Genomic DNA, 13,980 nt, shown 5'->3' with positions numbered 1-13,980 from the left:
CATGGGCAGGCGCGACACCGTTACAGGCGCATCGGCATGACGACGTAGGCGGAGTCGTCGTTGTCGGACTCCTGCACCAGTGCGCTGCTGTTGGAGTCCGACAGGATCAGGCGCACCTGCTCGGTGGTCATCACACCCAGCACATCCAGCAGATAGCTGACGTTGAAGCCGATTTCCAGCGAGCCGCCGTTGTACTCGACGCCGACTTCCTCCTCCGCTTCTTCCTGCTCGGGGTTGTTGGCCTGGATCTTCAGTTGACCATTGGCCAGTTGCAAGCGGATGCCGCGGTACTTCTCGTTGGAGAGGATCGCGGTACGGCTGAAGGCCTCGCGCAGCGCCTGGCGATCGCCCAGGACCAGCTTGTCACCGCCTTTTGGCAGTACCCGCTCGTAGTCCGGGAACTTGCCATCCACCAGCTTGGAGGTGAAGGTGAACTCACCGGTGGTCGCACGAATATGGTGCTGACCGAGGACGATGCTGACGTTGCCTTCCGGCTCGGTCAGCAGGCGGGCCAATTCCAGGATGCCCTTGCGCGGCACGATCACCTGGTGACGATCCGGTTGACCGATATCGGCCTGCATCGAGCACATGGCCAGACGGTGACCGTCGGTGGCCACGGCGCGGATCACCCCGGCGGACACTTCCAACAGCATACCGTTGAGGTAGTAACGCACATCCTGCTGAGCCATGGCGAAGCTGGTGCGTTCGATCAAGCGACGCAGCTTGCTCTGGTCGAGTTGGCAGGTCAGCGACCCCGGACCTTCTTCCACTGTCGGGAAGTCGTTCGCCGGCAGAGTGGACAAGGTGAACCGGCTACGACCGGCTTTCACCACCAGCTTCTGCTCATCGACCTTGATATCGATCAGGGCGTCGTTGGGCAGGCTCTTGCAGATGTCCATGAGCTTGCGTGCCGGTACGGTGATTTCACCTGGCTCCGCCGGCTCTTCGAGTTGGACACGACCAACCAGTTCGACTTCCAGGTCGGTACCGGTCAGCGACAGTTGCTGGCCTTCGACGACCAGCAGCACATTGGAGAGCACCGGCAAGGTCTGGCGGCGCTCAACGACGCCTGCGACCAGTTGCAGGGGTTTCAACAGGGCTTCGCGTTGAATAGTGAAATGCATGGTCTAGTCCCTTGCCTTAATAAGCTGCGCTGGTGTCATCAAGTGGTCAGTGTACGCAGCAGGTTCTTGTAGTCCTCGCGGATGTCCGCGTCGGATTCCTTAAGTTCGTTGATCTTGCGGCACGCATGCAAGACCGTAGTATGGTCGCGCCCGCCAAAGACATCACCAATTTCAGGCAAGCTGTGGTTGGTGAGTTCCTTGGACAAGGCCATGGCAACCTGACGTGGACGCGCTACCGAGCGCGAACGGCGCTTGGACAGCAGGTCGGAAATCTTGATCTTGTAGTACTCGGCCACCGTGCGCTGAATGTTATCCACAGACACCAGCTTGTCTTGCAGCGCCAGCAGGTCTTTCAGCGACTCACGGATCAGCTCGATGGTGATATCGCGGCCCATGAAGTGCGAGTGAGCGATCACCCGTTTCAGCGCGCCCTCGAGTTCACGGACGTTGGAACGAATACGTTGGGCAATGAAGAACGCGGCATCATGGGGCAGTTCGACTTTCGCCTGGTCGGCCTTTTTCATCAGGATCGCGACCCGGGTTTCCAACTCCGGCGGTTCGACCGCAACGGTCAGGCCCCAGCCGAAGCGCGACTTCAAGCGCTCCTCCAGGCCCTCGATCTCTTTCGGATAACGGTCGCTGGTCAGGATCACTTGCTGACCGCCTTCAAGCAAGGCGTTGAAGGTGTGGAAAAACTCTTCCTGGGAACGTTCCTTGCGGGCGAAGAACTGAATGTCATCGATCAGCAGGGCGTCCACCGAACGGTAGAAGCGCTTGAATTCGTTGATGGCGTTCAGCTGCAAAGCCTTGACCATATCCGCGACGAAACGCTCCGAATGCAGGTAGACCACCTTGGCATTCGGATTCTTCTTTAACAGGTGGTTACCCACGGCGTGCATCAAGTGGGTCTTACCCAGGCCGACGCCACCATAAAGGAAGAGCGGGTTGTAGCCATGCTTGGGGTTGTCCGCCACCTGCCAGGCAGCGGCCCGGGCCAGTTGGTTGGACTTGCCTTCAACGAAGTTCTCGAAGGTAAAGGTCCGGTTCAGGTAGCTGGTGTGCTTGAGCGCGCCTTCTACCTGGACGGTGCGCTGTTCAGCGCGCACGGGAGCCTGTTGCGAACTGGCGCCGGCCATCGGATCGAAGCTGTCGCGCGACGGTTCCACGCTGACCTCGACCGTCGTCTTCGGGGTCGGTGCCGATGGCACGGGCGAGGAAACCGCGGCAGGTGTTGGCGCGTTGTTGACCATGGCCTGGGAAGCGGCGGCGGCCAACGGGGCATTCGGCGCGGCGCGCGGAGCGGAACTGCGCTTGCTGCCTATTAACAAGGAAAGCGCCGGGGCCAGACCATTGCCATGTTCGTTCAACAGTTCGAGCAAACGTCCCAGGTACTTTTCATTCACCCAGTCGAGCACAAAACGGTTCGGTGCATAGACACGCAACTCGTCGCCTTCGGCTTCGACCTGTAGTGGACGGATCCAGGTGTTGAATTGCTGGGCAGGCAGCTCATCACGCAGAAGCTCCACGCACTGCTGCCAAAGTTCCACTGACACGGATATCCCCTAAGTTGAAAGCCGGTGAGGCAAAAACAAGCGGCCATTGTACCCGACAGGTCGAGCACTTATCCACATGTAGGTTGCAGGGACAACCTGAAGAATCAACCGCTTATCGGTGGACAATGCGACCAATGGTATGTGCATAAGCTCTGTGGATAACCGCCCTTGAGGCCATTGCACAAGTGGGGGCGAAAGTCTGTGGGTAACCTGCCTGTGGATAACATGGCATTCCACGCACAGCTTATCCGACAGCGCGGCACAGGCGGAGCACCGCTTACCCACCCAGTTGTCATCCTCTGTACAGTACGTGTTTTATGGCCTCAAGCCACTTATCCACAGATAATCGCTTACTAAGCTTCTATAAGCTTTACAGAAAAGCTTTAAATAATTCCCTTCTTTATTTTTATATCTAGGTGACGAGGCTGGCAGACGGATCGGCCCGAATATCCGTATGAAGTAAAAGCTGGTTGGAAATTGACCTGCGGGCTTGCTTTCTCTAGAATCCCCGGTCTCTTAAAACGGGGGCCATTCCGGCCCGTTGTGACGAACCAGGTAGCAACGCCATGAAACGTACTTTCCAACCCAGCACTATCAAACGCGCCCGCACCCACGGCTTCCGTGCTCGCATGGCCACCAAGAACGGTCGTGCCGTCCTGTCGCGTCGCCGCGCCAAAGGCCGTGCTCGTCTGGCAGTTTGATAATCCGGCGCGGGTGGTGAGTCAGGACTTCAGTCGGGAAAAGCGTCTGCTTACTCCTCGGCATTTCAAGGCAGTCTTTGACTCCCCTACCGGCAAGGTTCCGGGGAAAAATCTCCTGCTCCTTGCGCGCAACAACGACCTGGATCATCCCCGTCTGGGGCTGGTTATCGGTAAAAAGAGCGTCAAGCTCTCCGTTGAGCGCAATCGCCTCAAACGTCTGATGCGCGAGTCGTTCCGACTGCACCAGGATTCACTGGTCGGCTGGGACATCGTTATCGTCGCGCGCAAAGGTCTGGGCGATATCGAAAACCCTGAATTGATCCAGCATTTCGGCAAACTCTGGAAACGCTTGGCCCGTACGGCGCCAGCGGTACCCGCAGTCAAAACCGAAACTGTGGGGGTAGACAGCCCAGATGCGTAAACTGGCCCTCGTTCCGATCCAGTTTTATCGCTATGCCATCAGTCCCTTGATGGCCAATCACTGTCGTTTCTACCCCAGCTGTTCTTGCTACGCGTATGAAGCCATCGACACTCATGGACTCCTGCGCGGTGGCTGGCTGACCGTTCGTCGCTTAGGTCGCTGTCATCCGTGGAATGCCGGTGGTTATGACCCGGTTCCACCAATCCCTACCTCCCGTTCTTCTTCGATGGCCGAGTAATCATGGATATCAAACGCACGATCCTGATCGTCGCCCTGGCAATCGTGACCTATGTCGGGGTTCTGAAATGGAACCAGGACTACGGTCAAGCTGCCCTTCCGACCCAGAATGTTGCCAGCACCACCACCGTTCCTGGCTTGCCGGATTCGGTATCTGGCAACAAAGCAAGCGCCAGTGATGACATTCCACGTGCAGCCAACGACACCAGTGCGCCTGTTGAAGCACCGGTGGCCGCCAGCAGCGACCTCATCCATGTAAAAACGGATGTGCTTGACCTGGCTATCGATCCAAAAGGCGGGGATGTTGCCCAGCTGAAGCTGCCACTCTATCCACGTCGTCAGGACCATCCGGAAATTCCTTTCCAGTTGTTCGACAACGGCGGCGAGCGTACTTACCTGGCCCAAAGCGGCCTGATCGGTACCAATGGCCCGGATGCGAGTTCGACCGGCCGCCCGCTGTATGTTTCCGCGCAAAAAAGTTATCAACTGGCCGATGGTCAGGACCAACTGGTCGTGGACCTGAAATTCAGCGAGAACGGCGTCAACTACATCAAGCGTTTCAGCCTGAAACGCGGCCTGTATGACGTCACCGTGTCTTATCTGATCGACAACCAGAGTGCCCAACCCTGGTCGGGTGCGATGTTCGCCCAGCTGAAACGCGATGCCAGCGCCGATCCATCCTCCAGCACCGCCACCGGTACCGCGACTTATCTGGGCGCCGCCCTGTGGACAAGTTCCGAGCCGTACAAGAAAGTGTCGATGAAAGATATCGACAAGGGCCAGCTGAAGGAAACCGTTCAGGGGGGCTGGGTTGCCTGGTTGCAACACTACTTCGTCACCGCGTGGATTCCGGCCAAGGGCGACAGCAATGTCGTGAGCACCCGCAAGGACAGCCAGGGCAACTACATCATTGGCTACACCGGTCCTTCGCTGACCCTGGCCCCCGGCCAGAAAACCGAGACCAGCGCCATTCTGTATGCCGGTCCGAAGAGCCAGGCTGTACTGAAGCAGTTATCCCCAGGCCTGGAACTGACGGTCGACTACGGCATCCTGTGGTTTATCGCCCAACCGATCTTCTGGTTGCTGCAACATATCCACAGCCTGGTTGGTAACTGGGGCTTCTCGATCATCTTCCTGACCATGCTGATCAAGGGACTCTTCTTCCCATTGTCGGCGGCCAGCTACAAGTCGATGGCGCGCATGCGTGCCGTGGCGCCGAAACTGGCGGCACTGAAAGAGCAGCATGGCGACGACCGGCAGAAAATGTCGCAGGCCATGATGGAGCTGTACAAGAAAGAGAAGATCAATCCACTGGGCGGCTGCCTGCCGATCCTGGTGCAAATGCCGGTATTCCTTTCGCTGTACTGGGTGTTGCTGGAAAGCGTGGAAATGCGCCAGTCGCCGTTCATCCTGTGGATTACCGACCTGTCGATCAAGGATCCGTTCTTCATCCTGCCGATCATCATGGGTGCGACCATGTTCATCCAGCAGCGTCTGAACCCGACACCGCCGGATCCGATGCAGGCCAAGGTGATGAAGCTGATGCCAATCATCTTCACCTTCTTCTTCCTGTGGTTCCCTGCGGGCCTGGTGCTGTACTGGGTGGTGAACAACTGCCTGTCGATCACTCAACAGTGGTACATCACACGGAAGATCGAAGCGGCTACCAAGAAAGCCACTGCGTAACCTACTCTGTGGATAACCACTCAAGACGCCCCCTAGTGGGGCGTTTTGCTATCTGCCATTTTTAGCGTCGAGACCCGCTTCATGAACCTTCCTCGGGAAACCATCGCCGCCGTTGCCACCGCCCAGGGCCGTGGTGGCGTCGGTATCGTGCGAATTTCCGGTCCTTTGGCGCACGCCGCGGCGCTGGCGATCAGCGGTCGCGAGCTGAAACCGCGCTACGCCCACTACGGCCCGTTCCTGGATGATAGTGGCGAGGTGCTCGATGAAGGGCTCGCGCTGTATTTCCCGGGGCCGAACTCCTTCACCGGTGAAGATGTACTTGAGCTGCAGGGCCATGGCGGGCCGGTGGTTCTCGACATGCTCCTGCAACGTTGTCTGCAACTGGGCTGCCGACTGGCTCGGCCGGGGGAGTTCAGCGAGCGTGCGTTTCTCAACGACAAGCTCGACCTGGCCCAGGCCGAGGCGATTGCCGATCTGATCGAAGCCAGTTCCGCCCAGGCGGCGCGTAATGCCCTGCGTTCGTTGCAAGGCGCGTTTTCCCAGCGTGTGCATAACCTTACCGAGCAGTTGATTGGCTTGCGGATCTATGTGGAAGCGGCCATCGACTTTCCCGAGGAAGAAATCGACTTTCTCGCCGATGGTCATGTGCTGGCCCTGCTCGACACGGTGCGCAGCGAGTTATCCACAGTGATGCGCGAAGCCGGGCAGGGGGCGTTGCTGCGCGACGGCATGACGGTGGTAATTGCCGGGCGGCCGAATGCCGGCAAGTCCAGCTTGCTCAATGCCCTGGCCGGACGTGAGGCGGCGATCGTCACCGAGATCGCCGGTACCACCCGCGATGTCCTGCGTGAACATATCCACATCGACGGCATGCCCCTGCACGTGGTGGATACCGCCGGCTTGCGCGATACCGACGATCAGGTGGAAAAGATTGGGGTAGAGCGCGCGCTCAAGGCTATTGGCGAAGCTGATCGGGTGTTGCTGGTGGTGGATGCAACCGCACCGGAGGCGCTGGATCCTTTTGCCTTGTGGCCGGAATTCCTCGAGCAGCGGCCAGACCCGGCCAAAGTCACCTTGATTCGCAACAAAGCTGACTTGAGCGGCGAGGCCATGGCGCTGGAAGTCAGCGAGGATGGCCATGTCACCATCAGCCTGAGTGCCAAGGTTGGTGGCATGGGGCTGGAGTTGTTGCGCGAGCACCTCAAGGCCTGCATGGGTTATGAACAGACCGCCGAGAGCAGCTTCAGCGCCCGTCGGCGCCATCTGGAAGCCCTGCGGCATGCCAGCGCGGCCCTGGAACATGGTCATGCACAGCTGACCCTGGCCGGCGCCGGCGAGTTGCTGGCGGAGGATCTGCGTCACGCTCAGCAGTTCCTCGGCGAGATTACCGGCGCGTTCAGCTCCGATGACCTGCTGGGGCGGATCTTTTCCAGCTTCTGCATCGGTAAATAACCTTCCTGGTATCAACTGCATACCTGTAGGAGCCAGCTTGCTGGCGATAGCGTCCCCTGGATCGCTAAAAGCTTCGCCGGCAATCGAGCGTCGACCGGCCGCTCCTACAGGTTTTGCTGTGTTTTCAAGATCGAATGCCGCTACGTCAGGTATCGCGGTGCCCTAAGATCGCCATCGCGAGTAAGCCCGCTCCTACATTTCTTTGCCGGTCGGATGATTTGAGATCGTTCCGGCGGCTTTCGGCTGCCTACGATTTGCCCTGGCAGGCATTTTTCTGTGGATTAAGCCCTGTGAATAACCACGCCTCAGCTCGGTTGATAACAGGGCCTGAAAACTGAGGATGAACCCACTTGTGGATAACCACCTGTTTAATCCACAGGCTTACACCGGTTATCCCAACCCCTCGTGACCACATGACCACAGACTTTTGAATCTCTGTACATATTGATATATAAGGGCTGTAGCACCTTATCCACAGAAAGGGTGCTCACTAAGAATAAACATAAAAACAAAGATCTTATAAATTTCTTTCTTTTTAATTTCTATTGTCCGTGATTCATCCACAGCTGGTTAAATTTTGTGCAAAGGGTTCTTTAGGAGGGGGGAAGTCCCTATACTTGACGACCTGGCTCAAAAAAGTGGGCCGACCCTATTCCTAATTACCTACTTGAAGCAGGCACGAGGTGCGTGGTGGATTTCCCTTCCCGTTTTGAAGTGATCGTCATCGGCGGCGGTCATGCCGGTACCGAGGCAGCACTGGCGTCCGCACGCATGGGGGCAAAAACCCTGCTGTTGACGCATAACGTGGAAACCCTCGGCGCCATGAGCTGCAACCCCGCCATCGGTGGGATCGGCAAAAGCCATCTGGTCAAGGAAATCGATGCCCTCGGCGGCGCGATGGCCATGGCCACCGACAAAGGCGGCATTCAGTTCCGCGTCCTGAACAGCCGCAAAGGCCCAGCCGTGCGCGCTACCCGCGCCCAGGCCGACCGCGTGCTGTACAAGGCCGCGGTACGCGAGATCCTGGAAAACCAGCCGAACCTGTGGATATTTCAACAAGCCGCCGACGACCTGATCGTCGAGCAGGACCAGGTTCGCGGTGTCGTGACTCAGATGGGCCTGCGTTTCTTCGCCGAATCCGTGGTCCTGACCACCGGGACCTTCCTTGGTGGACTTATCCACATCGGAATGCAGAACTATTCCGGCGGACGCGCCGGTGATCCACCGTCAATTGCCCTGGCCCAGCGTCTACGCGAGCTGCCGTTGCGTGTCGGTCGCCTGAAAACCGGTACACCGCCACGTATTGACGGTCGCTCCGTGGATTTCTCGGTGATGTCCGAACAACCGGGCGATACGCCGATTCCGGTGATGTCGTTCATGGGTTCCAAGGAGCAGCATCCACGGCAAGTCAGTTGCTGGATTACCCATACCAACGCCCGCACCCACGAAATCATTGCCGCGAACCTCGATCGCTCGCCGATGTATTCCGGTGTGATCGAAGGCATCGGCCCGCGTTATTGCCCGTCCATCGAAGACAAGATCCACCGCTTTGCCGACAAGGAAAGCCATCAGGTCTTTATCGAGCCCGAAGGCCTGACCACCCACGAGCTGTACCCGAACGGGATATCCACCTCCTTGCCGTTCGACGTGCAGTTGCAGATCGTCCAGTCGATCCGCGGCATGGAAAACGCCCATATCGTGCGTCCCGGCTATGCCATCGAATACGACTACTTCGATCCGCGTGACCTGAAGTACAGCCTGGAAACCAAAGTCATTGGCGGCTTGTTCTTCGCCGGGCAAATCAACGGCACCACCGGCTACGAAGAAGCCGGCGCACAAGGTTTGCTGGCTGGCGCGAACGCCGCGTTGCGTGCCCAGGGCAAGGACAGTTGGTGCCCGCGTCGCGACGAGGCATACATCGGTGTGCTGGTTGACGACCTGATTACCCTGGGGACCCAGGAACCGTATCGGATGTTCACGTCCCGCGCCGAATACCGGCTGATCCTGCGCGAAGACAATGCCGACCTGCGCCTGACCGAAAAAGGTCGTGAGCTGGGTCTGGTGGACGACGTGCGCTGGGCGGCCTTCTGCCAGAAACGCGAAAGCATCGATCTGGAAGAACAGCGGCTGAAAAGCACTTGGGTTCGCCCGGGTACCGAGCAAGGCGACGCCATTGCCGAAAAATTCGGCACGCCGCTGACTCACGAATACAACTTGCTGAATCTGCTGAGCCGTCCGGAAATCGACTACGCTGGTCTGGTCGCGGTGACCGGGCAGGGGGCCGAGGATCCGCAAGTCGCCGAGCAGGTCGAGATCAAGACCAAATACGCCGGTTATATCGACCGTCAGCAGGACGAGATTGCTCGTCTGCGCGCCAGCGAAGACACCAAACTGCCTGTGGATATCGATTACACCAACATCTCCGGGCTGTCCAAGGAGATCCAGAGCAAGCTCGGCGTGACGCGTCCGGAGACACTGGGCCAGGCTTCGCGGATCCCGGGTGTGACACCCGCGGCGATTTCCCTGTTGATGATTCACCTGAAAAAACGCGGCGCCGGCCGTCAGTTGGAGCAAAGCGCTTGAGTTCGTCGGTTACTTCGCAACATGCGGAAGAGTTATCCACAGGTGCCCGTCAGCTCGGCGTGAATCTGAGTGAAGCCCAGCACGCCTTGCTACTGGGTTACCTGGCCTTGTTGATCAAATGGAACCAGGCCTACAACCTCACCGCCGTTCGCGACCCCGACGAAATGGTCTCGCGCCATCTGCTCGACAGCCTGAGCGTGATGTCCTTCGTCGAAAACGGCCGCTGGCTCGATGTCGGCAGCGGCGGTGGGATGCCGGGGATCCCCCTGGCAATCCTGTTTCCCGATTCGCAAGTGACCTGTCTGGACAGCAACGGCAAGAAAACCCGCTTTCTGACCCAGGTCAAGCTCGAGCTGAAACTGGATAACCTGCAAGTTATCCACAGTCGGGTCGAAGCCTTCCAGCCGCCGCAGCCCTTCAACGGGATCATTTCCCGGGCCTTCAGCAGCATGGAGAACTTCACCGGCTGGACTCGCCACCTCGGCGACGCTGAGACACGCTGGTTGGCAATGAAGGGCGTCCATCCCGCCGATGAGCTGGTAGCATTGCCGGCAGACTTCCACCTCGATAGCGAACATGCCTTGGCCGTACCCGGTTGCCAAGGCCAACGCCATCTGCTGATACTGCGCCGCACGGCATGATTGGGAACACAAGCAAGAATGGCTAAGGTATTCGCGATAGCGAACCAGAAGGGTGGCGTGGGCAAGACCACCACCTGCATCAACCTCGCAGCATCCCTGGTCGCGACCAAGCGCCGGGTGCTGCTGATCGACCTCGATCCACAGGGCAACGCCACCATGGGTAGCGGTGTGGATAAACACGCTCTGGAATACTCCATCTACGATGTGCTGATCGGCGAATGCGACCTGGCCCAGGCCATGCACTTCTCCGAGCACGGCGGTTACCAGCTGCTGCCGGCCAACCGCGACCTGACGGCGGCCGAAGTGGTGCTGCTGGAAATGCAGATGAAGGAAAGCCGCCTGCGCGGCGCCCTGGCGCCGATCCGAGAGAATTACGACTACATCCTCATCGACTGTCCGCCGTCGCTGTCGATGCTGACCCTCAACGCGCTGGTGGCCGCCGATGGGGTGATTATCCCCATGCAGTGCGAATACTTTGCCCTGGAAGGACTCAGCGACCTTGTGGATAACATCAAGCGGATCGCCGAGTTGCTCAACCCGGAGCTGAAAGTCGAAGGCCTGTTGCGGACTATGTACGACCCGCGTCTGAGTTTGATGAACGACGTTTCCGCACAGCTCAAGGAACATTTCGGTGACCAGTTGTACGACACCGTGATCCCACGCAACATTCGCCTGGCCGAAGCCCCGAGCTACGGCATGCCCGCGCTGGCATACGACAAACAATCCCGTGGCGCCGTGGCCTACCTGGCCCTGGCCGGCGAGATGGTTCGTCGGCAACGCCGCACTTCACGCACCGCAGCCCCGGCAACTTAAGGAATCCCCATGGCCGTCAAGAAACGAGGTCTCGGACGTGGACTGGATGCACTGCTGAGTGGTCCGACTGTCAGTTCGCTGGAAGAACAGGCTGTCCAGGCCGACCAACGCGAATTGCAGCACCTGCCGCTGGACCTGATCCAGCGCGGCAAGTACCAGCCGCGCCGCGACATGGACCCGCAGGCACTGGAGGAACTGGCGCAATCGATCAAGGCCCAGGGCGTGATGCAGCCGATCGTGGTGCGCCCGATCGGCAGCGGTCGTTTTGAAATCATTGCCGGCGAACGCCGCTGGCGCGCCAGCCAGCAGGCCGGCTTGGAAACCATTCCGGCCATGGTCCGCGATGTGCCGGACGAAACCGCCATCGCCATGGCGCTGATCGAGAACATCCAGCGCGAAGACCTCAACCCGATCGAGGAAGCCGTGGCCCTGCAGCGTTTGCAGCAGGAGTTCCAGCTGACCCAGCAACAGGTCGCCGAAGCGGTGGGCAAATCCCGGGTGACCGTGGCCAACCTGCTGCGCCTGATCGCGTTGCCGGAAGTGATCAAGACCATGTTGTCCCATGGCGACCTGGAAATGGGTCATGCCCGGGCCTTGCTCGGTTTGCCGGAAGAACGGCAGGTCGAAGGGGCGCGACACGTTGTCGCACGCGGGCTCACGGTGCGTCAGACCGAGGCCCTGGTTCGCCAGTGGCTCAGTGGCAAACAGGAGCCCGCCGAGCCTGCCAAGGTCGATCCGGACATCAGTCGCCTTGAACAGCGCCTGGCAGAGCGGCTGGGCTCCGCGGTGCAGATCCGCCACGGCCAGAAAGGAAAAGGTCAGTTGGTAATTCGCTATAACTCCCTGGATGAACTACAAGGGGTACTCGCACATATCCGCTGAATCTGCTGAAACATTTCCTCATGTAGCGGGCAGTCGGAAATCACTACCTGGCAGTTGAATAGGGGCTGAACCGCCCCTATACTCTGCGCGCATTTTGTCGGCACAATTTATGCCAAGTTATTGATTTGTGGCAGCCGACCCTTGAGGAGCTTCAGTGATGGAAACCCGCACGCCAAACAGGTTGCCGTTCCATCGCCTGGCGGTATTTCCGGTGTTGTTGGCCCAGTTTGTCGTTTTGCTGGTGGCTGCATTGGCGCTTTGGCAATGGCGTGGAGTCGTTGCCGGGTACTCAGGACTCTGCGGAGGCCTGATAGCCTTGCTCCCCAATGTGTATTTTGCTCACAGGGCCTTTCGGTTTTCCGGCGCCCGGGCAGCCCAGTCCATCGTCCGGTCTTTTTATGCCGGCGAGGCGGGTAAATTGATTTTGACGGCAGTGCTGTTTGCACTGACGTTCGCAGGTGTGAAGCCATTGGCGCCGATTGCAGTCTTCGGTGCCTTCGTGCTGACCCAGTCGGTCAGCTGGTTCGCACCTGTGCTAATGAGAACAAGACTTTCGAGACCTTAGGGCGTTTGAGGCAACCATGTCAGCAGAAACAACCGCTTCGGGCTATATCCAGCACCACCTGCAGAACCTGACCTTCGGTCAGCTACCTAACGGCGGCTGGGGCTTTGCCCATTCCGCAGCAGAGGCCAAGGCCATGGGCTTCTGGGCATTCCACCTGGATACTCTGGGCTGGTCTGTCGCACTGGGCCTGATCTTTGTCTTTCTTTTCCGCATGGCGGCGAAGAAAGCCACTTCCGGTCAACCCGGCGCCTTGCAGAACTTCGTTGAAGTCCTGGTCGAGTTCGTCGATGGCAGCGTGAAGGACAGCTTCCACGGTCGCAGCCCGGTAATTGCACCGTTGGCCCTGACCATCTTCGTCTGGGTGTTCCTGATGAACGCCATCGACCTGATCCCGGTCGACTGGATTCCGCACCTGGCGATGCTGATCTCCGGCGATGAGCACATCCCGTTCCGTGCCGTGTCGACCACCGACCCGAACGCGACCCTGGGCATGGCCTTCTCGGTCTTCGCACTGATCATTTTCTACAGCATCAAGATCAAGGGCCTCGGCGGCTTCATCGGCGAGCTGACCCTGCATCCGTTCGGCAGCAAGAACATTTTCGTTCAGGCCCTGCTGATTCCGGTGAACTTCCTGCTGGAATTCGTCACCCTGATCGCCAAGCCGATCTCGCTGGCCCTGCGACTGTTCGGCAACATGTATGCCGGCGAGCTGGTGTTCATCCTGATCGCCGTGATGTTCGGCAGCGGTCTGCTCTGGCTCAGCGGCCTGGGCGTGGTGCTGCAATGGGCGTGGGCGGTGTTCCACATCCTGATCATCACCCTGCAGGCGTTCATCTTCATGATGCTGACCATCGTCTATCTGTCGATGGCGCACGAAGAAAACCATTAAGAGCCGTCTCGGCGGTTCTGATGTCCCCGATGCCTCGGCGCGGGGTGGCCCCGCAAGGGGCCGCGAAACGATTTGTTTTACCGCTTTAAATTAAAAAAACCTAAACCATACGACGTAAAAGTCGGGAGGAAAGATGGAAACTGTAGTTGGTCTAACCGCTATCGCTGTTGCACTGTTGATCGGCCTGGGCGCACTGGGTACCGCAATTGGTTTCGGCCTGCTGGGCGGCAAGTTCCTGGAAGGCGCCGCGCGTCAGCCAGAAATGGTCCCAATGCTGCAAGTCAAAATGTTCATCGTCGCCGGTCTGCTCGACGCCGTGACCATGATCGGTGTTGGTATCGCTCTGTTCTTCACCTTCGCGAACCCCTTCGTCGGTCAACTCGCTCACTAATCACTCGAATGTTTCGAGTAGATTGGTGTGATGGACAACGAA

At 58.7% G+C, this 13,980-nt stretch carries 14 protein-coding genes; 12 read left to right on the top strand and 2 right to left on the bottom strand.

Annotated features, from left to right (window positions below; genetic code table 11):
• Positions 1-20: 20 nt before the first annotated feature.
• Positions 21-1,124 (bottom strand): DNA polymerase III subunit beta, encoded by a 1,104-nt coding sequence (gene dnaN / locus PFEN_RS24255; protein ID WP_191489163.1) that lies wholly within the window; start codon positions 1,122-1,124, stop codon positions 21-23.
• 38 nt (positions 1,125-1,162) lie between these two features.
• Positions 1,163-2,677 carry a chromosomal replication initiator protein DnaA gene (gene dnaA / locus PFEN_RS24250; protein WP_191489162.1) on the bottom strand — a complete coding sequence of 505 codons (1,515 nt, stop codon included), beginning with the start codon at positions 2,675-2,677 and terminating at the stop codon, positions 1,163-1,165.
• Between the two features lie 566 nt (positions 2,678-3,243).
• Between dnaA and rpmH the strand changes: the two genes are divergently transcribed.
• The 12 genes from rpmH (at position 3,244) to atpE (ending at position 13,938) form a co-directional block, all read left to right on the top strand.
• Complete coding sequence (rpmH, locus tag PFEN_RS24245; protein ID WP_003213577.1) at positions 3,244-3,378, top strand: 50S ribosomal protein L34; 135 nt, start codon at positions 3,244-3,246, stop codon at positions 3,376-3,378.
• 13 nt (positions 3,379-3,391) lie between these two features.
• A complete protein-coding gene (gene rnpA / locus PFEN_RS24240) occupies positions 3,392-3,799 on the top strand; it encodes a ribonuclease P protein component (protein ID WP_191490244.1) in 408 nt (135 codons plus the stop codon).
• Entirely contained in the window at positions 3,792-4,037 is a 246-nt protein-coding gene (gene yidD / locus PFEN_RS24235) for a membrane protein insertion efficiency factor YidD (protein WP_191489161.1), read from the top strand. Before rnpA ends, yidD begins: the two co-directional genes overlap by 8 nt.
• Positions 4,038-4,039: 2 nt before the next feature.
• Complete coding sequence (gene yidC, locus PFEN_RS24230) at positions 4,040-5,722, top strand: membrane protein insertase YidC (protein WP_191489160.1); 1,683 nt, start codon at positions 4,040-4,042, stop codon at positions 5,720-5,722.
• Positions 5,723-5,803: 81 nt separating this feature from the next.
• Positions 5,804-7,174, top strand: coding sequence for a tRNA uridine-5-carboxymethylaminomethyl(34) synthesis GTPase MnmE (mnmE, locus tag PFEN_RS24225; RefSeq protein WP_191489159.1), 1,371 nt, complete (start codon positions 5,804-5,806; stop codon positions 7,172-7,174).
• Between the two features lie 690 nt (positions 7,175-7,864).
• Positions 7,865-9,757 carry a tRNA uridine-5-carboxymethylaminomethyl(34) synthesis enzyme MnmG gene (mnmG, locus tag PFEN_RS24220; protein ID WP_191489158.1) on the top strand — a complete coding sequence of 631 codons (1,893 nt, stop codon included), beginning with the start codon at positions 7,865-7,867 and terminating at the stop codon, positions 9,755-9,757.
• Positions 9,754-10,398 (top strand): 16S rRNA (guanine(527)-N(7))-methyltransferase RsmG, encoded by a 645-nt coding sequence (rsmG, locus tag PFEN_RS24215; protein ID WP_191489157.1) that lies wholly within the window; start codon positions 9,754-9,756, stop codon positions 10,396-10,398. Before mnmG ends, rsmG begins: the two co-directional genes overlap by 4 nt.
• An 18-nt stretch (positions 10,399-10,416) precedes the next feature.
• Entirely contained in the window at positions 10,417-11,211 is a 795-nt protein-coding gene (locus tag PFEN_RS24210) for a ParA family protein (RefSeq protein ID WP_191489156.1), read from the top strand.
• Between the two features lie 9 nt (positions 11,212-11,220).
• Complete coding sequence (locus PFEN_RS24205) at positions 11,221-12,093, top strand: ParB/RepB/Spo0J family partition protein (RefSeq protein ID WP_191489155.1); 873 nt, start codon at positions 11,221-11,223, stop codon at positions 12,091-12,093.
• A gap of 157 nt (positions 12,094-12,250) precedes the next feature.
• Positions 12,251-12,658, top strand: coding sequence for a F0F1 ATP synthase subunit I (locus PFEN_RS24200; RefSeq protein ID WP_191489154.1), 408 nt, complete (start codon positions 12,251-12,253; stop codon positions 12,656-12,658).
• A gap of 16 nt (positions 12,659-12,674) precedes the next feature.
• Positions 12,675-13,547 (top strand): F0F1 ATP synthase subunit A, encoded by an 873-nt coding sequence (gene atpB / locus PFEN_RS24195; protein ID WP_191489153.1) that lies wholly within the window; start codon positions 12,675-12,677, stop codon positions 13,545-13,547.
• A 133-nt stretch (positions 13,548-13,680) separates the two neighbouring features.
• Complete coding sequence (atpE, locus tag PFEN_RS24190; protein ID WP_019694395.1) at positions 13,681-13,938, top strand: F0F1 ATP synthase subunit C; 258 nt, start codon at positions 13,681-13,683, stop codon at positions 13,936-13,938.
• The last annotated feature ends 42 nt before the right edge of the window (positions 13,939-13,980 follow it).

The sequence above is a fragment of the Pseudomonas sp. FEN genome, assembly GCF_904067045.1.
In the GTDB taxonomy this organism is placed as follows: Bacteria; Pseudomonadota; Gammaproteobacteria; order Pseudomonadales; family Pseudomonadaceae; genus Aquipseudomonas.
Note: the sequence above shows the minus strand (reverse complement) of the source record. Positions and strands in the feature narration are given on the sequence as shown.

What these genes read in the sequence shown, in the direction of transcription:
- dnaN (WP_191489163.1), bottom strand. Translation starts at nt 1,124, where the DNA reads ATGCATTTCACTATTCAACGCGAAGCCCTGTTGAAACCCCTGCAACTG.
- rpmH (WP_003213577.1), top strand. Translation starts at nt 3,244, where the DNA reads ATGAAACGTACTTTCCAACCCAGCACTATCAAACGCGCCCGCACCCAC.
- yidD (WP_191489161.1), top strand. Translation starts at nt 3,792, where the DNA reads ATGCGTAAACTGGCCCTCGTTCCGATCCAGTTTTATCGCTATGCCATC.
- yidC (WP_191489160.1), top strand. Translation starts at nt 4,040, where the DNA reads ATGGATATCAAACGCACGATCCTGATCGTCGCCCTGGCAATCGTGACC.
- mnmE (WP_191489159.1), top strand. Translation starts at nt 5,804, where the DNA reads ATGAACCTTCCTCGGGAAACCATCGCCGCCGTTGCCACCGCCCAGGGC.
- PFEN_RS24210 (WP_191489156.1), top strand. Translation starts at nt 10,417, where the DNA reads ATGGCTAAGGTATTCGCGATAGCGAACCAGAAGGGTGGCGTGGGCAAG.
- PFEN_RS24205 (WP_191489155.1), top strand. Translation starts at nt 11,221, where the DNA reads ATGGCCGTCAAGAAACGAGGTCTCGGACGTGGACTGGATGCACTGCTG.
- PFEN_RS24200 (WP_191489154.1), top strand. Translation starts at nt 12,251, where the DNA reads ATGGAAACCCGCACGCCAAACAGGTTGCCGTTCCATCGCCTGGCGGTA.
- atpB (WP_191489153.1), top strand. Translation starts at nt 12,675, where the DNA reads ATGTCAGCAGAAACAACCGCTTCGGGCTATATCCAGCACCACCTGCAG.
- atpE (WP_019694395.1), top strand. Translation starts at nt 13,681, where the DNA reads ATGGAAACTGTAGTTGGTCTAACCGCTATCGCTGTTGCACTGTTGATC.